This is a genomic window from Candidatus Nitrospira allomarina (assembly GCF_032050975.1).
In the GTDB taxonomy this organism is placed as follows: domain Bacteria; phylum Nitrospirota; class Nitrospiria; order Nitrospirales; family UBA8639; genus Nitrospira_E; species Nitrospira_E allomarina.
Genome location: NZ_CP116967.1, coordinates 3,169,951 through 3,191,969, shown reverse-complemented (window position 1 = coordinate 3,191,969; position 22,019 = coordinate 3,169,951). Strand labels below are relative to the sequence as shown.

24 protein-coding genes and 1 pseudogene are annotated in these 22,019 nt (G+C 49.2%); 16 read left to right on the top strand and 9 right to left on the bottom strand.

Going from position 1 to position 22,019, the window contains the following annotated elements; all coding sequences use genetic code 11:
• Positions 1-51: 51 nt before the first annotated feature.
• From queC to PP769_RS14165, 9 genes are all read right to left on the bottom strand, one after another.
• Positions 52-732, bottom strand: a complete 681-nt coding sequence (queC, locus tag PP769_RS14205) for a 7-cyano-7-deazaguanine synthase QueC (RefSeq protein WP_312641250.1) — start codon at positions 730-732, stop codon at positions 52-54.
• Positions 733-930: 198 nt separating this feature from the next.
• Positions 931-1,446 (bottom strand): TraR/DksA family transcriptional regulator, encoded by a 516-nt coding sequence (locus PP769_RS14200; RefSeq protein WP_312641248.1) that lies wholly within the window; start codon positions 1,444-1,446, stop codon positions 931-933.
• Between the two features lie 109 nt (positions 1,447-1,555).
• Complete coding sequence (locus tag PP769_RS14195) at positions 1,556-2,071, bottom strand: adenine phosphoribosyltransferase (protein WP_312641246.1); 516 nt, start codon at positions 2,069-2,071, stop codon at positions 1,556-1,558.
• Between the two features lie 84 nt (positions 2,072-2,155).
• Positions 2,156-2,446, bottom strand: coding sequence for an acylphosphatase (locus PP769_RS14190; protein WP_312641244.1), 291 nt, complete (start codon positions 2,444-2,446; stop codon positions 2,156-2,158).
• 13 nt (positions 2,447-2,459) lie between these two features.
• Positions 2,460-3,959: a protoporphyrinogen oxidase gene (gene hemG, locus PP769_RS14185; protein WP_312641242.1), complete on the bottom strand. Its 1,500-nt coding sequence runs from the start codon at positions 3,957-3,959 to the stop codon at positions 2,460-2,462.
• Positions 3,960-4,069: 110 nt separating this feature from the next.
• Positions 4,070-5,107: a uroporphyrinogen decarboxylase gene (hemE, locus tag PP769_RS14180; RefSeq protein WP_312641240.1), complete on the bottom strand. Its 1,038-nt coding sequence runs from the start codon at positions 5,105-5,107 to the stop codon at positions 4,070-4,072.
• 165 nt (positions 5,108-5,272) lie between these two features.
• On the bottom strand, positions 5,273-5,707 hold the full coding sequence (locus PP769_RS14175) for a hypothetical protein (protein WP_312641238.1): 435 nt from the start codon (positions 5,705-5,707) through the stop codon (positions 5,273-5,275).
• Positions 5,708-5,779: 72 nt separating this feature from the next.
• Positions 5,780-5,983, bottom strand: a complete 204-nt coding sequence (locus PP769_RS14170) for a hypothetical protein (RefSeq protein WP_312641236.1) — start codon at positions 5,981-5,983, stop codon at positions 5,780-5,782.
• A 117-nt stretch (positions 5,984-6,100) separates the two neighbouring features.
• Positions 6,101-6,280, bottom strand: coding sequence for a hypothetical protein (locus tag PP769_RS14165; RefSeq protein ID WP_312641234.1), 180 nt, complete (start codon positions 6,278-6,280; stop codon positions 6,101-6,103).
• A 201-nt stretch (positions 6,281-6,481) separates the two neighbouring features.
• On the opposite strand from PP769_RS14165, the gene PP769_RS14160 reads away from it, so the two are divergent.
• The 16 genes and pseudogenes from PP769_RS14160 to PP769_RS19795 form a co-directional block, all read left to right on the top strand.
• A complete protein-coding gene (locus PP769_RS14160) occupies positions 6,482-6,775 on the top strand; it encodes an FmdB family zinc ribbon protein (protein ID WP_312641231.1) in 294 nt (97 codons plus the stop codon).
• A gap of 185 nt (positions 6,776-6,960) precedes the next feature.
• Positions 6,961-7,857 carry a substrate-binding domain-containing protein gene (locus PP769_RS14155; RefSeq protein WP_312641229.1) on the top strand — a complete coding sequence of 299 codons (897 nt, stop codon included), beginning with the start codon at positions 6,961-6,963 and terminating at the stop codon, positions 7,855-7,857.
• Between the two features lie 121 nt (positions 7,858-7,978).
• Positions 7,979-9,397, top strand: a complete 1,419-nt coding sequence (locus tag PP769_RS14150) for an acetyl-CoA carboxylase biotin carboxylase subunit (protein WP_312641227.1) — start codon at positions 7,979-7,981, stop codon at positions 9,395-9,397.
• 51 nt (positions 9,398-9,448) lie between these two features.
• Positions 9,449-11,389 carry a sodium-extruding oxaloacetate decarboxylase subunit alpha gene (gene oadA, locus PP769_RS14145; protein ID WP_312641225.1) on the top strand — a complete coding sequence of 647 codons (1,941 nt, stop codon included), beginning with the start codon at positions 9,449-9,451 and terminating at the stop codon, positions 11,387-11,389.
• A 2-nt stretch (positions 11,390-11,391) separates the two neighbouring features.
• Positions 11,392-12,348, top strand: a complete 957-nt coding sequence (locus tag PP769_RS14140; protein ID WP_312641224.1) for an alpha/beta fold hydrolase — start codon at positions 11,392-11,394, stop codon at positions 12,346-12,348.
• A 112-nt stretch (positions 12,349-12,460) separates the two neighbouring features.
• Complete coding sequence (gene tpx / locus PP769_RS14135) at positions 12,461-13,114, top strand: thiol peroxidase (protein WP_312641222.1); 654 nt, start codon at positions 12,461-12,463, stop codon at positions 13,112-13,114.
• Between the two features lie 40 nt (positions 13,115-13,154).
• Positions 13,155-13,823 (top strand): thiaminase II, encoded by a 669-nt coding sequence (gene tenA, locus PP769_RS14130; protein ID WP_312641220.1) that lies wholly within the window; start codon positions 13,155-13,157, stop codon positions 13,821-13,823.
• 108 nt (positions 13,824-13,931) lie between these two features.
• Entirely contained in the window at positions 13,932-14,654 is a 723-nt protein-coding gene (locus tag PP769_RS14125) for a hypothetical protein (protein WP_312641218.1), read from the top strand.
• A gap of 48 nt (positions 14,655-14,702) precedes the next feature.
• Complete coding sequence (locus PP769_RS14120; protein ID WP_312641216.1) at positions 14,703-15,092, top strand: VanZ family protein; 390 nt, start codon at positions 14,703-14,705, stop codon at positions 15,090-15,092.
• A gap of 72 nt (positions 15,093-15,164) precedes the next feature.
• The gene (locus tag PP769_RS14115) at positions 15,165-15,806 is read left to right on the top strand and encodes a hypothetical protein (RefSeq protein ID WP_312641214.1); all 642 of its coding nucleotides are present in this window, start codon (positions 15,165-15,167) and stop codon (positions 15,804-15,806) included.
• A gap of 310 nt (positions 15,807-16,116) precedes the next feature.
• Entirely contained in the window at positions 16,117-18,501 is a 2,385-nt protein-coding gene (locus PP769_RS14110; protein ID WP_312641212.1) for a secretin GspD/PilQ domain-containing protein, read from the top strand.
• Entirely contained in the window at positions 18,479-19,018 is a 540-nt protein-coding gene (locus tag PP769_RS14105; RefSeq protein WP_312641210.1) for a type II secretion system protein, read from the top strand. Before PP769_RS14110 ends, PP769_RS14105 begins: the two co-directional genes overlap by 23 nt.
• A complete protein-coding gene (locus tag PP769_RS14100; protein WP_312641208.1) occupies positions 19,018-19,419 on the top strand; it encodes a prepilin-type N-terminal cleavage/methylation domain-containing protein in 402 nt (133 codons plus the stop codon). The genes PP769_RS14105 and PP769_RS14100 overlap by 1 nt, the downstream gene beginning before the upstream one ends.
• A 7-nt stretch (positions 19,420-19,426) precedes the next feature.
• A complete protein-coding gene (locus tag PP769_RS14095) occupies positions 19,427-20,359 on the top strand; it encodes a LysM peptidoglycan-binding domain-containing protein (protein ID WP_312641206.1) in 933 nt (310 codons plus the stop codon).
• Positions 20,359-21,564 carry a type II secretion system F family protein gene (locus tag PP769_RS14090; protein WP_312641204.1) on the top strand — a complete coding sequence of 402 codons (1,206 nt, stop codon included), beginning with the start codon at positions 20,359-20,361 and terminating at the stop codon, positions 21,562-21,564. The genes PP769_RS14095 and PP769_RS14090 overlap by 1 nt, the downstream gene beginning before the upstream one ends.
• Before the next feature lie 30 nt (positions 21,565-21,594).
• A pseudogene (locus PP769_RS19795) lies at positions 21,595-22,017 on the top strand (GspE/PulE/PilB domain-containing protein); the annotation flags it as partial.
• Between the last annotated feature and the right edge of the window lie 2 nt (positions 22,018-22,019).

The following is a 22,019-nucleotide window of genomic DNA, read 5'->3' as shown; positions in this document are numbered from 1 at the left end:
GTTCCTTTATACCAGACCCGTTCGCAATCAGAGGGGGCCACGGTCCCACATTTATCTGGCGAGTAGCGGATCAGGAAGTTGTGCCTCCTTAAATCCTTCTTGACGAATCACGCAACTATCACAGTGCCCGCACGGTTGGTTTTGTAGACCTGGATTATAACAACTATTGGTCCATTGAAAAGGCACCCCTAAGGCATGCCCTTTTTGGATGATCTCACGCTTGGTCAAAAAGAGTAGCGGGGCGAGAATGTCGACCGGTTGGCCTTCCAATCCCATTCGGGTGCCAAGACGAGCCACCTCCTTGAAGGCCTGAATAAATTCAGGCCGACAATCCGGATAGCCGGAATAGTCACGAATATTGGCCCCAAAAAATATGCTGGTGGCATTCAACACTTCCGCATAGGCCAGCGCCAGACTCAAGAATATTGTATTTCTGGCCGGAACATAGGTGACGGGAATTTGCTGTGCACGTTCCCGTCCGGTTCGATTAGTGGGGACGGGAATCTGATCGGTTAGCGCCGATCCACCGAAGGTTCGCAAGTCCAATCGAATAAGTTTGTGTTCTTTGACCTCAAAATATTCAGAAATTTTTTGCGCACATTCGATTTCCGTTCGATGGCGTTGCCCATAATCAACAGTTAAGAAATACAGCTCATCTCCTTCTGATTTAGCAATGGCGGCCGTCACCGTCGAATCCAACCCGCCACTTGCCAGAACAACAATCTTTGACATGAGCTTATCAGAGCCGCCCTTGCACTCTTTTTCTCCCGCCTATCAAATGGATCTGGATTTTTTTGTAAAGGAATGAACAGTCACAGGCTCAAGTGTTGGTGGGAGGATAGTTGAAGGTGAAAAACACCAATGCCAATTTGGATGGGTGTAAGCCAATTCCAGCTAGACATGAAAGAACAGAAGCGGCAAACCTGATAGTTATTGCCGCTGTTCCGATCGTTCAATCTTTTCCATCAGTTCACGTTTGGATTTACACTCGACGCACAAACGCGCAAACGGAAGCGCTTGCAAACGCTTTTCATTAATTTCTCCGCCACATTCCGCGCACACGCCATAGGTACCTTCATCCAAACTATCCAAGGCGTCATCAATCAATTGGCGTTCACGGTTTCGCATTTCCTGAAGCGAAATCCCCATTTCGCGATCCAAATCCACCAGCGCCTGGTCCCCGCTATCCATGGCGGCTTCCAGCCGGCGTTGTTGTTCTTCTGTCACTGATTGTCCAAGCTGTTGTTTGATTTCTTGAATCAGCGCTTCTCGTTTCGCCAGGAGAATTTCCTTTAATGCGACATGACGATCTTCTGTTGGCGCTTTCGCGGGCTTCCGCGAGGCGGGAGTTGGGGAAGTGGCTTTTGAGGGGCCTTTTGCCGGACCTTTTTTTGTTCCGGCGGAGGCCGTGGTTTTGGTTTCTTTCTTGACTGGTCTTTCGGCCATACTACATTCCTTTCTTCCTTCCAAAGTTAACCATTCTCTCACACGACAGGAGGATGTATTGCGGACACCTTCCCCGTTGCATCATGCGGCAATACGATAGTCTATGTTCTTACTCATAGGTAATCAGGGAGTGAATGTCACACCCGTTCAATTTGTTTCGTCCATCGAGCTTCAGCAATTCGACTAAAAATACCACGCCGGCAATATCGCCACCCAATTGCTGAATCAGATGGACGGTCGCCCCGGCCGTCCCTCCAGTGGCAAGGAGATCATCAACCACAAGCACTCGCTCTCCCTTTTGAATCGCATCACGATGAATCGCCAAAGTCGTCGAGCCATATTCTAAATTATAATTGACTTCAAACACATCGGCCGGCAATTTGCCGGGCTTCCGAACAGGAACAAAGCCGGCATTCAAGTGATAGGCCAATGGGCTCCCCAAGATAAATCCTCGCGATTCAATGCCAACCACTCTGGTAATACCGGCATCCTGATAGTGACGAATGCACTCATCGATGATGGATCGAAAACAAACAGGATTATTTAATAAGGGCGTAATATCGTAAAAAAGGATACCCGGCTTAGGAAAATCCGGGACCTCACGAATATGTGCTTTATAGTTCATGAAATCACGACTCAACCTTGATGACGCCCGTGAATGGTTCAATGTTTGAGATCGGAATTCCCCGATCCGCAAGGCCCCCATCCCTTACAGAGAAGTACGAAGGACATGAAACCCTTCAGTTTGCCTGTTTGGGTCTTTCCAGTCAACCGTTACCTGAAGAACTCGAGAGAGAGGAGGTCCTTCGTGAATGGCTTCAAAAAAGGTATGAACAGATGCTTGAGGCCCTTCTACTTCCAATTCGACTCCTCCTTCAGCAAGGTTTCGCACCCACCCATGTAATGCCATTTGGTTGGCCTGCATTTGCACAAACGCTCGAAACCCGACTCCTTGAACTTTTCCACTGACATGGACATGAGCCCGAACAATCGCTTCCATGTGCTCTTCCACGTTATCCGACCTGGCCCCCTCCACCGGATTCTGTGCTCCCAGAATTTTTTATTCCATGGTTCGCGGCATAATCCAGTAGCAGTTGCTTTCCAACCTTCGTGCCTTCCCGGATACAATCAGGGATACCGATGCCATACAAGCCAGCTCCCGTGACATAAAGACCCGGAGAATGGGCCAACTGTTCCTGAACCTTAGCCAACCGATCCCGATGTCCAAGTATGTATTGAGGCATTCCCTGCCTCCATCGATGGACTTCTGTATAGGTCGGGGCAGCTGTGATTCCGACCATAGAGAGCAATTCTCCACGAACACATTTCACAAGGGAGCTATCATCCTGCTCCACAACCGTCTCTCGCCCTCGCCCTCCGAGGTAACAACGGATCAGCGTTTCTCCAGCCCGGCTGCGATCGGGCCATTTCAACGAAGTCCAGGTTGCGGCTAGCAATGAGCGTTGTTCTTTCCGAGGCACCACAAATCCAAATCCTCGTATCTGTGAAGCAATAGACTCAGCGGAATAGGCCATAGAAATCGTCGCGGTCGAAGCATAGGGAATCCCATCTAACAGGTTCGCTGTTTCAGGGCGAATTACACGAAGTAAACGAGCGGTCTGATATGCCGGAGTGGCCAACACGACCGCATCAGCCGGAAGCCGATTTCCATTCTCCAACATGACGTGAAATTCCCCTGACTCCAGAGTCGGAGATTGAATTTCCAGACACCCGACCCCTGCCATCAACCCTACTCCACGTTTGCGCAACGCCTCCACCACAGCCTGAATGAGTTCACTTAATCCACCACGAAGCGACATAAACATGGTCATGGCTGCGCCGGAGGAAGGCGGGGCCGGGGGCGCGCTGGCCAGAGCCTTTCGCATGCCCTTAATGACACTGCCATGTTCGCGCTCTAATTCGCGAAATCGAGGAAAGGTCGACTCAATACTCAGTTCATCTGCATCCCCGGCATAGATACCTGCCACCAACGGTTCGATTACATTTTCAAAGGCTTCGGTGCCAAATCGTCGACGAAAAAACTTTCCCAAAGATTCGTCTGCCGTCCAGGGATTCTGCTTTGGCCAGAACCGTTCGGCAGCCATGCGAAGCATCCCCCCCCAGGATAAGAGCCCGCTGGAAACAAGCGTATCAATCCGTCGGGGCCGAAAGGCCAATAAGCCTTGTGGCAGTTCTCGCAAAGCTCCCCGGCAAAATGAAAATGTCCGATTGTGTTGGGGGTTGGTAGAAATCAACTGATCCTGAAGTCCTAACGTGCGACACATTTCCAGAGCCCAGGGCTTGGAAGTCAGGAACGAGTCAGGTCCACCTTCAATCAGATAGTTGTCTGTCACATGTGTCAGAATTTTTCCACCCCACCGAGGCTCTCGTTCAACGACTGTGCATTGAACGGGTGTCTGTGTTTTCGCACCCTCCTCCGTGAGAGCATAGGCCGTGGCCAGTCCGGATATCCCCCCTCCGACAATGACGACTTGGTATGGAATTTTCCTCATGAAGTCCCAAGCAATCAAAATGGAAATGCATGTATGTGGCTAAGACTTTGAAATAAACAGGTTTTCATGGAGGAAGGGAAGAAATCGGACAGGGGAAAAGTCCCGCTACATCATTCACGTGAGGAAGCCGTTGAAAACCGGCGAACACATTCAATGGCAAATTCAACGCTGTGTAAAGGGGTATTGGGAAGAATTCCGTGACCCAAGTTGAAAATGTGACCGGGCCTGCCGCCGGCTTGCTGCATAATATCCTTCACCCGGCGCTCGATTTCTTTTTCTGGGGCGAACAGAACCAGGGGATCCAGATTGCCTTGAATGCTCACATCAAACCCGATAGTGCCCCATGCTTCATCCAAACGAACCCGCCAATCGACACCCATCACGTCGCTTCCCGCCTTTCGCATCAGCGAGAGAAGGCCGGTCGTCCCCGTTCCAAAATAGATGAGGGGAATCCCCTCAACCCGTAAGGCGGAGAAAATATTTTGCACATGAGGAAGGACGTATTCTTCATAATCGCCAGGACTTAAACACCCGACCCAACTGTCAAAGAGTTGAATGGCTTGTGCCCCTGCTCGACTTTGTACTCGTAAATACTCCACAACAACCACGGACAGTTTGGACATCAATTGATGCCACACGGTCGGCTGCGAGAACATTAAGTGCTTGGTTCGGGCATAGTCACGCGAGCTTCCGCCTTCAATCGCATAACTGGCTAATGTAAACGGCGCTCCGGCAAATCCCAGTAACGGAACTCGATTATCGAGGGCCTGAAGTGCCTGGCGAATGGCTTCTCCGGCATAGGCAAAGGCCTCGCCATCGACCGGACGCAGATCCACTATTCCCATCTCACCTCGTATCGGGTTATCAATGACCGGACCTTTCCCCTCAACAAATTCCAGGTTTAATCCCATGGCTTGGAGGGGCAATAGAATATCCGCAAAAATGATCGCTGCATCCAGATCAAAGCGATTAATAGGTTGAAGCGTGACCTCGGCAGCTAACGCCGGCGTTTTGCATACTTCCAAAATAGAATGCTTGCGTCGGATAGCCTGGTACTCTTCCATGTATCGACCCGCTTGCCGCATAAACCAGACAGGGGTTCGGTCTACGGGTTGACGCAAGCAGGCTTTTAAAAATCGATCATTCATGGCGGGCATTCTACGAATGGAGAAAGAGTGAGTCAATCAATAACGACCACGGGTGGCGCAACTGGTCAATATGCACAGATCAATTTCCCGAGACCACCAATTACCATAAAAATTTGATTCCTGGCCTTGGGGTACAACAAGGCCACAACTTAAACTCGCTTCTGGTCATGGCAGGAGAGGTGTGAGCTCTTGCCGGATCCGCTGAGCCTGGTCTTCCACAGCATCTCGTTCAATTTCAGACAGAAGCCACGCCTCATCCGGCTGCAGCTCAATGCGATAATGTTGTTGATGAGCAGAAAACCATTCAAAGTAGGGATGGGGTTCAAGAAGAGGATGCGGATCAAACGACATGAGACTGACTTTCCCTAATTGAGGCACGGAAAAATCATATAACGATTCGCCTGCCTGAGGGTCATCCAAAAAGCGCGGGTTGCGAAAACCAATCACCTTTCCGGCAATCTCTCCGACAAAATCACCAACTAAATACACATCCACGTTCTCAAGACCGGCAAAGGTAATTTGCCCAATAACGGATCCGACAATCCGATTGTCTAAAAATCCCTCTTTGACCCAACGGGCATTCGCAAATTTCTCAGCCATACAAAAGATGTATTAAAAAATAATGACCAATCCTGTTCATGGACTGATGAACCGGTTATCCGCAAACACGAGTTAGGGCTTACATAAGGGACATTTGAGTTGGAGGGAGGCGTCAGTATTTTCCAAATATTCCAGAGCCGTATCCTTATCCGGATATTCGGTCCACCCACCCTCCCAAAAGTCAGACCGATGCGGTCCAGAAGGAACCTCCGGACAACGATCCCGGTGGATCATCGCTTCATCAAGTGATCGTTTCAAATGGATCCAATATCCCATAGTCGTGATGCTCCTTCACTGGATGGTGAGCCGAACCTGTCCCATAAGTACAATCAAAGATTGACATGGAAACAACCGCCAGGAATATAACGGAGAGGAAGCCTGCACTTCAGGGATTCAGTTATCAACAAACTGCCACTCATCCTTGTCTAAAAAAACTTTTTGGCCGGCATCAAGCTTGGCTTGCTGTTCCTTATCAAAAAACTGCATATACCGTTCAATGCGATCTGGATCGTCAATGCGCTCTTCCTTGACCATTCCAGTGGGCAATTTAAATTTCCGAATTAACACCGACATGACTCATTCCTCCAAAATTTGCCTGTAAAAAGACCAACGAAAAATTATAGTGAAATCATAAACTTGCCGTCAATCTTTTCTGAACAATTTCAGATACACCTCAATTAGCTATTGGCCACCTCAATATAATCTTCGATATACTCGAACACTGACGGAGATATTATTCATGTTCATCCTCGTATAATTTCAAAGGAGTTACTTATGCCATTATATGAATATGTCTGCGAAGGGTGCGATCATCGTTATGAGGCCATGCAAGCCCTGAGCGCAAAACCGGAAGAAACGCTTTGCCCAAAATGCAACACCACCCAAAGCCGACGAATTATGTCCTCGTTTGCGTCGAAAATTGTGGGAACACATAAACCAGGATTCGCTGAAGGCAAAGCCTATAATATGCTGAACGAACGAATGGATAAGTTTTCCAAACTCCCCCCAATTATGGGCCAGCGCGCGGCCCCGACCGAGGCCAATTCCCAACCCTCCGGAGGAGAATAGGATGAAGCTTGGGCGGCCCTTTGAATGGTCGTCGCCCAAGATTTTCTAACTTCCACATTCCTCTCCCCTTGACATTTATTTCCATAAACCGGAAAGATGTGCCCGTTTTTTATTCTTGGCGATAACTTTTTCTGTAGTTTCGACCACTTGCGCAATGGTTGTTCTTGCTAAGGAACCTAAGAAATATGGCGGCCACCCGGCTCTTTAATAAAATTGTGGGCAAGGTTTCTTGTGTGGTCGGGATAGGTTTTCTCTGTGGACTGATTCTTCCAGTAGTCCCTGTACATTCAAAAGAATCTTCTAACTCAGAGCCTCCCCCGACGGTTCCAACTCCGATTTCAGGGACCATTCTTATTGTTGGAAATGGACCAGAGCGATATCTTTTGGAAATTCTTGCTGCGGAATTTGAGTCCCGCCATCCCTCGGTTTCCGTTGATATTTTTTGGCATCCCAATGCCAAGCCAATCCGAACCATCGAACTCAACGAAGCCGACATTGGCATCACGGGGGAAGAGGTTCCTTCCCTCAGATCTACGGCAATTGCCAGAGACGGGGTCGCTGTCTTAACCAACTTTTCAAACCCGGTGAAAGAAATGACCACCCAGCAAGTTGCCGATGTCTTTTCCGGAAAAATCCGGTATTGGTCTCAGGTCTATGAGGAAGCCCCTCAAACCAAAATCGTGCTAATCAATCGAACCACGAATGAAAATATTCGACAAGGTTTCGAAAAGACCTTAGGCATTCAAGATGGTATCCCGCGTTCCGCCTATCGAGCGGGAACCGAGGATGAGGCCATTAAAGCGGTAAGTGGAAATCTGGAAGCCATCACGTTTGTATCCATGACTCCAGCTCTCCGGGCGAAAGAAGATGGAGTCGCGATCAATCTTCTGTTTATTAATCGCGTGGAGCCGGAAGTACAAACCGTACTGGATAATCGTTACCCACTCCAACGACCCGTGATGCTCATCACGAATGCCCAACTTTCACCTCAGGCCCAGGCCTTTGAACAATTTGCCCTCTCACGGGAAGGCCAAAAACTGATGCGAAAAGGTAAATTTTATCCACTTCTTACCAGTCAATAATTGACGGAAACCCTGATTCGGCGTCCATCTTCTGATACCATCTCAGCCTCATGAAAAAGACCGGAGGATTATCTGCCGCGGTCATTTATTTCAAATTATTTCGACACAACACTAGAATCGAATGTTAAAAAAAGTTTTAGTTGCCAATCGAGGAGAAATTGCGATGCGGGTCATCCGGGCATGTCGAGAATTCGGCATTGCCACGGCGGCGATTTATTCAGAAAGTGACGCCACCGCCATTTACGTCAAAAAAGCCAATGAAGCGTATTTAGTCGGTCCAGGTCCTGTACAAGGCTACCTTGATGCTCGACAAATTGTAGGATTGGCGAAGCGTATTCGAGCGGATGCCATTCACCCAGGATATGGATTTTTAGCAGAAAATGCCGATTTTGCCCGCCTCTGCGAAGAAGCCGGCATCCTCTTTATTGGCCCATCCCCTCATTCACTTGAACTACTGGGCGATAAGGTCCAGGCTCGAGCACTGGCTATTAAAATTGGCGTCCCCGTTGTTCCAGGGACAGATGGCAGTGTGGGTACCCTAGAAGAGGCACTCACGTTCTCCCATAAGGCGGGATACCCGGTTATGGTCAAAGCCAGCGCCGGGGGTGGAGGGCGAGGACTCCGCGTCGTGCGTTCGGATGATGAATTACAAGATGCCATGGAGGCAGGAGCCCGTGAAGCTCTGGCAGCCTTTGGAAACGGGGAATTGTTTCTTGAAAAATATGTGGAACGGCCCCATCATATTGAATTTCAATTACTGGCAGACAAAAACGGCTATGTGATTCATCTGGGAGAACGGGATTGTTCTATTCAGCGGCGTCATCAAAAATTGATAGAAATCGCCCCGTCACTTGTGTTAACCCCTCGACTACGGGCAGAAATGGGAGAAGCGGCCATCGCCATGGCACGGGCTGCCCAGTTTTATAATGCCGGGACCGTAGAGTTTTTGTTGGATCCCGATGGACGATACTATTTCATGGAAATGAACCCCCGCATTCAAGTGGAACACACCGTCACGGAACAGATTACCACCGTTGATATTGTGCAATCCCAACTTTGGATTGCCGCAGGACGCCCTCTGGTCTTCGGGCAGCATGAGGTCAATCTCCAGGGTTATGCCATTCAATGTCGGGTGAATGCGGAAGATCCCCAAAACGGATTCCGACCCTCCTCGGGAAAAATCACAGCCTATTTGTCCCCTGGCGGCGTTGGAGTCCGCATTGACGGAGCGGTGTACAAGGATTATACCGTCCCTCCGTATTATGATGCCCTGTTAGCCAAGTTGACGGTTCATGGCCGAACCTGGGACGAAACGGTTCGCCGAACTCATCGCTCACTCGAAGAATTTGTCCTGCGGGGCGTCAAAACCACTATTCCATTTATGACAAAGCTCATGGAAGAACCGGATTTCCGAGCCGGGCGATTTGACACATCCTATCTTGAACGCCATCCGGAACTCTTTGAATATGAGGAAGCAGAAGAACCGGAGGATCTGGTTATTGCCCTGTCCGCAGCCATCGCCGCATTTGAAGGACTATAACAACCGTCATGATAACGTTGTGATCCCGTTGCACATGTGAAAGGTCGCCTTATGTCACGAAAAACCACACACTCTGATAAAAGCAGGAAACCCAGTCGTCCCGTCCCTACCCGGACAAAATTGGATGCCGCTCCCGCTCTGGATATCGAAGCGTCTCCGAAGCGCCAGGTCTTTTTAACCGATGTGGCTCTTCGAGATGGACACCAATCTCTGTTGGCGACCCGCATGCGCACAGAGGATCTCTTATCCGTGGCATCGGAATTGGACGAAGTCGGATTTTGGTCACTGGAAGTGTGGGGTGGTGCCACCTTCGATTCCTGCCTCCGGTTTCTGAAGGAAGACCCCTGGGAGCGCCTACGAGCCTTCCGGGAGGCTATGCCGAAAACCCGTCTTCAAATGCTCTTGCGTGGGCAAAACCTTGTGGGATATCGACACTATGCTGACGACGTCCTTGAAAAATTCATTGAATTGTCTGCTCAAAACGGCATTGATGTCTTCAGGATCTTTGATGCGCTGAATGACATCAGAAATATCAGGCCGGCCATGGAAGTGGTGAAAGCTTGTGGCAAGCATATCGAAGCCACCATCTGTTATACCGTCAGTCCGGTCCACAGTCTGAATCATTTTGTGGAACAAGCCAAACAACTCGAAGATCTTGGGGCCGACACCATTTGCATCAAAGATATGGCCGGACTCCTTCCTCCCTTTGAAGCCTATGAACTGATTTCACGATTAAAGGCCACGGTTCGAGTCCCGATTCACCTGCACACACATTACACCTCCGGTATGGCTTCCATGTCTTCCCTCATGGCGATTATGGGCGGGCTGGATATTCTGGATACCGCCTTATCTCCCCTTTCCGGGGGCACCTCCCACCCTCCAACCGAATCGTTTATTGCCGCCCTGCGGAACACACCGTATGACACGAAATTGAATCTTGAGCAAATTGCTCCGGCTGCGGATAAATTACGCAAGGCCCGAAAACGCTATCGCCAATTTGAAAGCGATTTTACCGGTGTCGACACGGACATTCTTCTCTCCCAAGTGCCTGGTGGAATGCTTTCGAATTTGGCAGCTCAATTGGCCGAGCAAAATGCGTTGGGGAAAATCAAAGAAGTGCTGGAAGAAATCCCACGCGTGCGAAAAGACATGGGGTATCCTCCTCTCGTCACCCCCACCAGCCAAATTGTCGGAACGCAAGCGACGCTGAATATTTTAACCGGTGAACGCTATAAAGTGATTACCAATGAAACCAAAAATTACTTTCAAGGTTTGTATGGGAAACCACCTGGCACCCTCAACTCCAAGATACGACAAAAAGCTTTGGAAGGTGATGTGCCCGTGTCCGGTCGTCCCGCTGACAACCTTGACCCTGAACTGGACGATGCCAAACAGGAGCTCGTCGGGCGAGAGATGGCTGAAGAAGACATTGTCTCCTATGCACTGCTCCCATCAGTGGCGTTGCAATTTTTTGATGAACGGGAGCGAGGGGAGCTAAAACCCGAACCCCTTCATGACTCCTCGGAGAGTGGACCGGCCGTGGCTCACGATCTTCATTTAGCCCCGGTAGAATTTAACGTGACGGTTCACGGCGAAGCGTACCATATTCGAGTGTCGGGATCCGGCCAAACGGTTGACGGCGTGAAACCCTATTACATTAAGGTGAATGACAAACTTGAAGAAGTGTATCTCGAACCGATTCAAGAGGTCTTAGCCGGCTCACCTGACCCTCCACCGTCCCACACATCAAAGACGGAAAAGCGTCCCAAGCCATCACAACCCGGGGACGTGACCACACCCATGCCTGGCAGGGTGGTCAAGGTCCTTGTGACCGAGGGTTCAAGCGTCAATGTCGGTGATTCTCTGTTGGTGGTGGAAGCCATGAAAATGGAGAATCGCGTCCAGTCGCCTATTGCCGGGTCCGTCATCACCATCTACGTGAAAGAAGGAGATGAAGTGAATCCTGATGAAACCCTGATTCATCTGGAATAATAATGCGGGGCCGTTCTGATTTTCGATCCCGCCTCCTTCTTTTCATGGCTGCGCTTGGATGCTTGACGATCTTGGGTTGCTCCTCTCTCAGGACACTTCCTTCCGGAATCGAACTGATCCAACGTGTGCCCTATCAGATCACCAGAGTTAACACCCATCGCATTGCCTATCTTGACGTCGGGCAAGGTCCACCGCTTATCTTTATTCATGGATTCGGCGGGTCGATGTGGCAATGGGAACATCAATATTCTGTTTTGGCCCATACTCATCGGGTCATCATCCTGGATTTACTCGGCTCTGGGCTCTCTGATAAACCGGAAGCGGCATACACACCAAAATACCTCTTGGAGTTTTTTCGGGAATTCATGGATGCCCTCGATATTCCACGAGCCACCTTAGTCGGAAACTCCATGGGAGCCGGGTTGGCGATGGCCATGGCCCTTGACTATCCGGAACGTGTGGACCGACTTGTGCTCATTTCCGGATTTCCTGCCCAGGTTGAAACCAGCATCGCTTCCCCGCACTACAAAAGCTTTCTCTATCACCGCCCTCCCCTCTGGCTCGCAAAACTGGGGAATTGGATGGCAGGAAAAAAGACCACGGAACATATTCTCAAAGAAATCATTTATAATTCAGCACTCATTTCCCCTACGATCATTGACCGTTCATTTCACAATCGCCAACGGGGCGACTTTCTTGCCCCTCTCTATTCTTTAATGGACAATATCAAGACATGGGAGGGACAATATGGAAATAGGCTTCAAAAGATTTCTCATCAGGTCCTGCTCTTGTGGGGGGAGCATGATCGGGTATTTCCACTCGAAGTCGGTGAACGGGTAAAAGACCAGTTACCGCATGTTGAATGGCATGTCATCCCTGAAGCCGGGCACCTTGCACAATGGGAAGCACCCACAATCGTGAATCAATACATCCTCTCATTTTTGGAACGAAAATCCTGAAAAAACTATTATTCAACAGGCTATTCACTTAGGCTTGAAAGAACAATGATATTTTATACACACCACCGCATTTCAAGCTCGGATCACCGATCTGTATAGAAGGAGCATCCTTATGCCAAAAATTTCGATAATTTCATTACTTCTCATCTTAACCGCTGTTTCATTGCCGGGTTGTTCGACCCTTAATGGTCAGTCAGAACACGATTTCTCCTACAAATCCATTCCGGTTGACAAAGAAAGCGCCAGAACAGGAGAGGGTTCGACCATTCTATTTCGAGGCACCCCTTTGCCGCTAAGTGGCATGGAAGTGAAAGCCGGAGAGACCCTTCGTGCGGTCCCATTGGCAAAAGGCGATTTATCACTCATAAACATTCATGAAACGCAAGGAAAAGTCCGCATCATCAATATTGTGCCTTCCCTGGACACGAAAGTGTGCGAACAACAAACCCATTATCTGAGTGAGAAGAACCAGGGTCTTGATCAACAGGTGCAACTGATAACCATTAGTGTCGATACCCCTTTCGCCCAAGAACGATTTGCGAAAGAAGCGGGCATCACCAATGTTCAATTTCTGTCCGATTTTCGAGGCGGAGAATTTGGTTTATCCCACGGATTACTATTGGAGGGACCCCATGTCCTGGCACGAGCCGTCATGGTTGTCGATGCGAATAATGTGATCCGCTATCTCCAGGTCACTCCTGATCTCGGCCATATGCCGGATATGGAAAAAGCATTTCAAGTGGCTCGCTCCGTACTACCAACCTAGTGGCACCGCACACATCGAAAAAAAATTACCAGGGACTCTCATGACGTTTTCACAACAATTACGAAATCGTGCAGCGCCTATTTGGGCAGCCCAGTTAAAACATCCCTTCGTGGTGGCATTGGGGAAAGGCACCTTACCGGCAAAAAAGTTTCAATATTACATCCTACAAGATGCCAGGTATTTAGAAGAATTGGCCCGAGTCTTTGCCCTAGGATCGGCCAAAGCGACGGATGGAGATACGGCCCTTCGCTTTGCCAAACTCGTTGAAGACACGATTACCGTCGAACGAGGGCTTCATGAATCGTATGGAAAACAATGGGCTCTTTCCCTTAGGGACATGCGATCCACCCCCCTTTCTCCAACGAATTATGCTTATTGCCGGCATATGAGAAGTGTGGCTCAAGCCGGGACACTCGGGGAAATTACGGTGGTAGCTCTCCCCTGTGCATGGGTCTATTGTGAAGTCGGACAGCACCTCCTCGAAAAGGCAGCTCCCAAACCCTCACATCCGTATTATGAATGGTTACAACTATATGGGTCACCCGAATTTGCGGAAGTCACCCGATGGCTGCGCGACGTCGTCGATCGCTGCGCGAAAACCGCAGGCAGGACAGAAAAAGTCAGGATGGAGGAAGCCTTTCTCATCAGTTCGCAATACGAATGGATGTTTTGGGATATGGCCTGGCGTGAAGAAAAATGGCCTATATAGCCGATGGGGTATGTTTATCTTTTTAATATCATGACGTGGGCTGAATTCACCCATTTCAACACTCTGAGCTTTCTTTCACCCAACCCCTGTCTCCGAGAACGCAAACACATGAAAAGGAGCCTAACCGCCTTATTGTATTCTCTCGCGTTATTCAACCTTTGGGTAGGGCTTCAGTTTCCGGATCAGGTCAGCGGACAACCTCCCAAGGCTAAAGGCATCCAACCCCTTATCCAACTGGAAAGCCCTTCCTTGCACCAACTAATTCCTACGAATATCCGGCCCCTCCTGCTTCAAAAAGAACAGGAACAATTCCTTCAGGAACTTGAAGGGCACCCGCCGGATTGGCGCACCTTACAAAGCCTGGATCACACGGAGCAAAGCGAACGCCTGTTCCAATTGAATCGCGCACGAGACGAGGCCCGCCTCATTCACAAGGACATCCTTCAACAACCCATTGCCTTCTTATGGTCAGGCTTTCTCCGTAAATATATGCCCGAATACCAGGGATTTTTGGTGGCCCTTGGCCCAGAAATCACATCCACATCATGGGGTATTGTTCGCTTTAAGCCCATGGGATTGCCCGACTATCTGGTGGCCATCCCCTCTCTTGAATCGGCCAAGCAAATCCAGAGTCAGCAACAAAAGGGTGAGCAAATTGCCATCGGCGTCCTTTTTTTTGGTACTCTAGTTGCCGATGAATCACTCATCTATAGTTTTTCACATGATCAGAAAGGGGACGGGATGATCTTGCCCGTCGTGCAAATTGAAGACGTACGGTATTTCATTACCCGGCCAAACCGATTATCATCCAATCAATTAAGCCACCATTAAAAAAGGACGTGTCCGATTTCTCCGACTCAAACCATATCAAAACCATTCGTGATATTGAAGTATTGGGGACCAGTGGTCCTCTATGCGCTCGCTATTGTGTATCTATCCTCTCAATCCAATCCTGCCCAACAACTCCACCTTCCTTCCTTTATGTTCAATATTAATGATAAATTTTTACATGCCTGCGAATATGGCGTACTCGGGATTTTGCTCTATCGCGCATTCAAATATACCACCCCGAACGCGGGAAATATGGGCCTCGCCATCATCTGCGTTATTGCATTCGGGATTTCCGATGAGATCCATCAATGGTTTGTCCCTCAGCGTCAGGCTGACATTTTGGATCTAGTTGCCGATACTTTTGGTGCCGCATTTTTAATTTTTGGTTGGGTGCTTATAACAGAGAAAGGACGAAGACGGCTGACTATTCGCAAGTAACACTCACCCAACCCCATGACACAGTGGTCTGAAACTGATGCCTGCACCCCCACACGCAGACAGCATCACTCAATGAGAAAATTTTTCAAGGAATTTTCGGAAAGCCGGATGGCCTCTCTCGCGAACCAGAATGGGGTAACCTACCTTTTCGTCATGATACTGGTTGTCGTCATGTCCATTGCCACATTGGAAGTCACTCAACCATGGTCCGTCATCATGCAACGGGATCGAGAGGCTGAGCTACAATTTCGTGGGACCAGTATTGCGAAAGCGATTGAGCGATTTGTGGCGGACTGGGAAATTCAAAAAGCCACGCGACCCAACCAATGGCCGCGAACGCTTGAAGAATTAACGAAGAAGTCACCCAAACGGTATCTCAGGAAAGTCTACGCTGACCCCATGACGGGAGACCAGTTTGCGCTTATAAAAATTGGCCAGGAGATTCATGGAGTCAGAAGTACCAGCATCGAGACCCCATACAACCAGGATATCTTTAAGGGTGCCAAGACATATCAGGCCATCCGGTTCGAAGCCAAGGGAAGCACCAACTGCCAGGTCAACCCGCTCAATCCTAATGCGCCGACCAACTGTGCTCCCGCAGCGAACACCCCTCCTTCAGGGGCAACTCCCCTAGGGGATTCCCCTTCCACAACTTCCCCTGTTCAGGCTCCAGCAACAGAAGCCCCCGCAGAGGAACCCCCAACTTTTCAGTAAGATTAAACCATTAGAGTTTCCATGACGATTAAGTGTGATAATGCTCCTATTCGTACATCCTTCAGGTACTTCAAGGAGCGTAAACTTTCCCTGGCTCGTTCAGGCCCAAACGTGACCTCCTTTATTTTCCGACAACATGTTCCAGGCTTAATATTGACGAAGGGATATCCGATACAGAAACTAGAGTAGCTTAAAGAAACGAGCAGGGATCTCTAGCTCGAACTTGACAGATATGCTATGTTCAGGAGGATTTTTGATTTCTTCTGTCTTACCCCCCCGTCATTCTCATTAAAATATAGCGAAGGTTCCAATGCTTAGATTGAATCGGTTTTGCGTGTTGGCCATGGTCTTTATGATGGCTCTGATGTCCTGCACTCTTCGTGAAACACAACTTGGAGATGAACTTGAACAAAAGGGCGATTTCGATGGCGCCGTGGCGGCCTACCGGGAAGCTGTTCGAAAAGACCCCTTTAATACAGAACTCAATGAAAAACTGAAAACGGTAAAAATCCGGGCGGCAGAACAACATTTCTCCCGTGGAAAGCAAATGTTGAAAGAACAGAAAATTGGAGAAGCTCTTCAGGAATTCCAGATCGCTGTAGGGCTCGATCCTGAAAATACTGAGCACCATACAGCCCTCAACGATGTCTGGCGCTCCAAAACAGCCCAACAGACATTATTGGACGCTAAAGGTATGGAAAGTCTGGGACGATATGACGAGGCTTTACAACTCTATGAATCTGCCGTCGAAATGGATCACGCTCTGGTAGAAGCTGTTGAAGGCATCACCAGAGTGGTCCAATTGCAAAAAGCCACCCAAGCCATCGGTGGCTCGGCCGAGCCCGTCACGCTTCGATTCCAGAATACCCGACTCAAACAAGTCTTTGAAATTTTAGCGAGAACCGCCAATATCGATATTTTATTCGACAAGGATGTGCGAGATGACCTGGTTACTATTTTCACTAAGGACACGCCATTTGATGAGGCCTTAAATCTCATCTTGACGACCAATCAACTGTTTGCCAAGCGGGTAGGCCCTGACCGGCTTTTAGTCATCCCGGATACCAAACAAAAACGGGAGCAATATGATGACCTGCAAATTCGCACATTTTATCTCTCCAATGCCAAAGCCAAAGACATGGCGAACTTACTTCGTACGATTTTAGAAACGAAACGCGTCTATGTGAATGAGCCCTTGAACACTGTGGTCATCCGGGACGAACCGGACAAAGTCGGTCTGGCGGAACAGATCATTCTGGCCAATGATCGAAACGACTCGGAAGTCCTTTTTGAAGTGGAGGTCTTGGAAGTCAACCGTACCAACACTCAAAACCTGGGCTTGCAGTTTGCCAAAGAGGCTGGATTTGGTATTTTTCCCCCAGGCACGGAGTCTCCAAATTCCGCCGCATTTTCCCTCCCATCAACATTTTCGTTCAAACAATTAACGGACATTGGTCAAGAGTCTTTTCTTTTTCGGTTTCCCAGCAGTGTGTTATTGAATTTTTTCAAACAGGAGTCTCAGGCCAAAACTCTGGCTTCGCCTAAACTCAGAGTGCTCAATAATGAAAAGGCCTCCATCAATGTCGGAGATAAGCAGCCCATTCTTCTCTCAACCACCAACGTCTTACCGGGACAAGCGTCCACGGGTGCCGTTCCCACGACTTCAACCGTGACTTCCATTGAGTTTAAGGATACGGGCATCAAACTCACCGTTGAACCGACCGTACATTTAAACAGAACCATTTCCCTTCGATTGCAAATAGAAGTCACACGGCTCGGCGAGCGGGTTATTCTTCAAGCTTCTCCCCTCATTACCCAATTCAAGTTTGGAACCCGTACCGCGGACACGGCGCTCAATATGCGGGATGGTGAAACCGTCGTACTCGGCGGGCTCCTTGCCGAAGACAACACAAAGACGCGGGATTCCGTACCCGGAGTCGATGACATTCCAGTCCTTGGGGAACTCTTTAGTAATACCAATACCAATAAAGTTGTGACCGAGGTCATTTTGGTCATTACCCCGCACATCGTTCGCAGCGTCACTCCCCCCCAATTAGCGAAACATACGATGTGGTCAGGCACAAGCAACCAGTACAGCACGAAGCCGATGTTTTCACAACCCAATCCGGCGGTGTCACTTCTGAACACGCAGGACTTGCTCACAGACACTCCCGATTCTTCCGAATCGGCAGGATTCCCCAAAGATTCCTCATTAACTGAGGGGAAGACACCCATTACAACATCCGTGGAACCGGGCTCGGGGGATGCATCGCAGTCTGTGACCGATAGACCTCGTCTACAAGTCCTGCCGACCGCAGCGTCAGTTAAAATTGGAGATCAATTATCCATCACCATTCAAGGAGAAAACCTGTCATCGGTCGGAAAAACCTCTCTCACCCTGACCTATGACCCGGCGGTCCTTTCCTTTGCGCAGGCCAATGAAGGGACAGTATGGACATCTCAGCAGATGGCTCCAAGTATGACGGTTTCCGCCGTGCCACACTTAGGACAACTGGTCCTTCAGATGGGTCAGGAGGGAACAGCTGTCCAAGGAAGCGGATCACTTGCCACGGTGGTTTTTGAAGCTACGGGAACTGGAAACTCAAACATTCACATTCAACAATCAACCGTCTTGGGAGCCAATGGCCAATCTATCCCGGTCATGGTGGAACATGGCAGAGTGTTGGTGGAATAAATCCTCCCCAACTCAAGAGGGGGTAACCTTAATCGAACTCTTGGTCACGTTGGTCATTATGTTCATATTAGCCTCCGTCGCCCTACCCATTGCAAAAGTCAGCATTAAACGGTCGCAAGAATTGGAGCTTCGCCACACCTTACGAACGGTACGAACCGCAATTGATGCGTTTCAACAGGATTGGGCAAGAGATGGAACCGTGCGCACGGGAAAACTCTGCGTGGAAAATGTGACGACTTGTCAGGAGTCCACGGGAGTGACCGGTTACCCTAAAACCTTGGAAACTCTCTTGAAGGTTAAATTGACCGGCGAGAAAGCCCAACTCGGCGAGCAATCGGAAATTAAACGATACCTCCGGAAAATACCCTTTGATCCAATAACAGAGACCACGGAATGGGGGCTCCGGTGTTTCCAGGATGAACCAGACGAATCCCGGTGGTGCGGGGAAGATGTCTTTGACATCTATACCACCAGCGAAAAGAAGGCAATTGATGGGACCCCCTATCGTGAATGGTAATGACCCACTTTGTAGTTTTTGGCAAAAAGGGCTACACTTTACTCGAGCTCATGATTGTCGTGGCAATCGTGGGGATTCTGGTTTCTATTGCGATTCCCACATTTCAACACACGGCAATAAAAGCCAAGGAAGCGGCTTTGAAGCAAAATTTGTTCACAATGCGAGCGGTCATTGATCAATTTTATGCGGACAGAAAGGAATATCCGGCGACCCTAGAGGACCTGGTGGAAGAGAAGTATCTTCGAGCCATCCCCGTGGATCCTTTTACCCACTCCTCGACCACATGGACCGAAATTTATGAAGAACAGGAGGAGGGCGAGGACTCTCCTGCTGGAATATTTGATGTTAAAAGTGGGAGTGACGGCCAAGCGCTGGATGGCACTCCCTATAAAGAATGGTAGGTAGGAAATGAAATGTAATCATTGGACGCACATGATTCTGAGCGGAACATTTATTCTGATTTTAGGCGGCTGTGCTCAAAAACCGACAAAACCGGTCGCGGTCGATTCATCGATAGAGTATGCCTCCCAGACTTCTCACCAAGAGGTTCTCCTTCAAGAAGCCAGAATAGAAAATGAAAATTTACGGGCTGAAATAGGGGCATTAAAAATTCTCATGGCCAAACAAGCGGGTGAACTGCAATCGCTGAGAGGCCATACGCAATCCATTCAGCATCGGGAACAGGATCAAGGGCTTGAGCTGCAACATATTCGTGGAGAACTTCTGGACATTCAGGCCGAGCGAGATCAACTGCGAAAACACAACATGGAACTTGAGGGCCAGGTTGCCAGCATGCCGGATACCACGCAGCTCGTGTCAGATATTCAAATCCTCAACCAATCATTTCAGCAAATTATGACGAGCATGAAACAGCTTTCCACTGATATCACGCTGATTAAACAGGAACTCCACCGGTCCTCAGGTCAGGGACAACCCTTGCAAACGAAACACTCAATTTCCAAACCACCATCCTCGTCCGTGAATAAACGTCAACCGGATTCCCAGGGACGGATTGTCATTCAAAATGGCGACTCCCTCTGGAAGTTATCCCAAATGTATCATGTCTCCATTGCCCAATTACATGAATGGAATGATCTCGATTCTGACGTGATTATGACCGGATTCAAAATTCAAGTCACCCAGCCGATGGCATCTCAACCGAATGCCGTAAACACTTCGAGTCATCCAAATCAGGCAGCGGATACCCCCGTCATCCCAGAGGCCCTGGCGGAACCGGTACAACATGAAAGCCTTCCCCTACAGGACAATCGTGTGGAAAGTGCCCCTGAGCCAAAACATATACTCTCGCTTGGCAATCCTCATTTACCTGAGTCACCCTAGTGCCCCGGTTTCATTACAAAGCCGCTCGTCCGGATGGAACGATCATTGAAACCGATGGAGACGGCGAAACATCTCAAAGCCTTCGCTCTCAACTCGAGGCTCAAGGACTGCTTGTTCTTGACCTGGCTGGCTCTGGCGCCAGGCAGATCGTCTCACGAAAAAAACGGCAACGTCCTTTAGCGCTTAGAGATTTCCTGATTTTCAATCAGGAATTTTTAGCCCTACTCAAAGCCGGATTGCCCATGTTGCGGTGCTTTGATCTTCTGGCAGAACGAAACACCCAGGGGGGGTTCCAACAAGCTCTGCAATCCGTACGAGAGCATATTCGAGGAGGATCGGCCATTTCCGAAGCCATGACCCATCACCCCACCTACTTTCCGGAACTCTATCAAGCTTCCTTACGAGCCGGGGAGCAGGCTGGCAACCTCCCGGAAGTCCTCAGCCGATACATTGCGTATTTAAAAATGCTTATTGGGGTTCGGGAAAAAGTCGTGAAAGCGACCATTTACCCTATATTTTTATTGGGGTTTGGTCTCCTGGTGACCATGGGTCTGTTATTTTTTGTGCTTCCGTCATTCGCGGAAGTCTATCAAGAAAGTCGCGTGGAATTGCCCTGGGCCACCCAGCTTTTGATTGATCTGACCCATTCCGCCACCCAATGGATGATCGGACTGCTGATTTTCATAGGAATTGCGGGGATGGTGATCTATTGGTGGAAAAACACCCCTCAAGGTCAATGGCAAATACATTGGTTATTTCTCCATGCTCCGGTGCTTGGGCCTTTGTTTTTAAAAAATCAAGTGATTCGGTTAGCCAGAACACTGTCAACCATTCTTGGAGGCGGAATCCCCTTGTTATCCGCCTTGCAAGTCACAGCGAAATCCATGCCCAATAAAGTCTTTGCCAAAGCGCTCCAATCAGTCATTGTCCATGTTCGGGAAGGGACCAGCCTCTCCGCGGCATTAAAAAAAGAGAACTTTCTTCCTCGCCTCACCCTGGAAATGGTTGAAGTCGGTGAAACGACCGGATCGTTGGAAGCCATGCTTTTTGAGGTCGCCGAATTTCATGAAGGAGAATTGGATTTTCAATTATCTCGACTGATGACATGGATCGAACCTATGTTCATCATTCTGATTGGCGTAATTTTGGGAGGGGTGGTCATTGCCCTTTACCTTCCTATTTTCCAAATGGCAGGAGCGGTGTAACGACCCAGTGACCTCGACGAGAGAAAAACCATGACCACACCAGTTAAACGCATGCCATTCGAGGACCTCCTGGTGGAAAAGGGGCTCATCCTGGAACGGGAAAAAGAGACGTTGATCGAAACGGCCCGATCAACCAATCAGACTATTCCCAGCATTTTGTTAGAACGAGGCACCCACACGGAAGAGGTGATCGGCCAGGTCCTGGCTGATCAATATGGTTTACCATGGAATACGCTTAAGGAATTTCGTATCCCCTCACCGCTCATGGAGTCCATTCCGGTCGAACTCATGCATCGGTATGAATTCGTGCCCATTGAACAAGAAGGTCAGATTCTGACCATCGCTCTCGCAAAACCACATGACCTGCGAATGATCGATGAATTGGAGCACCAATTGGGATTTGAGTTGCGATTAGTGGTGACATCTCACTCGGCTATAGTTGAAGCCTTGAGCAA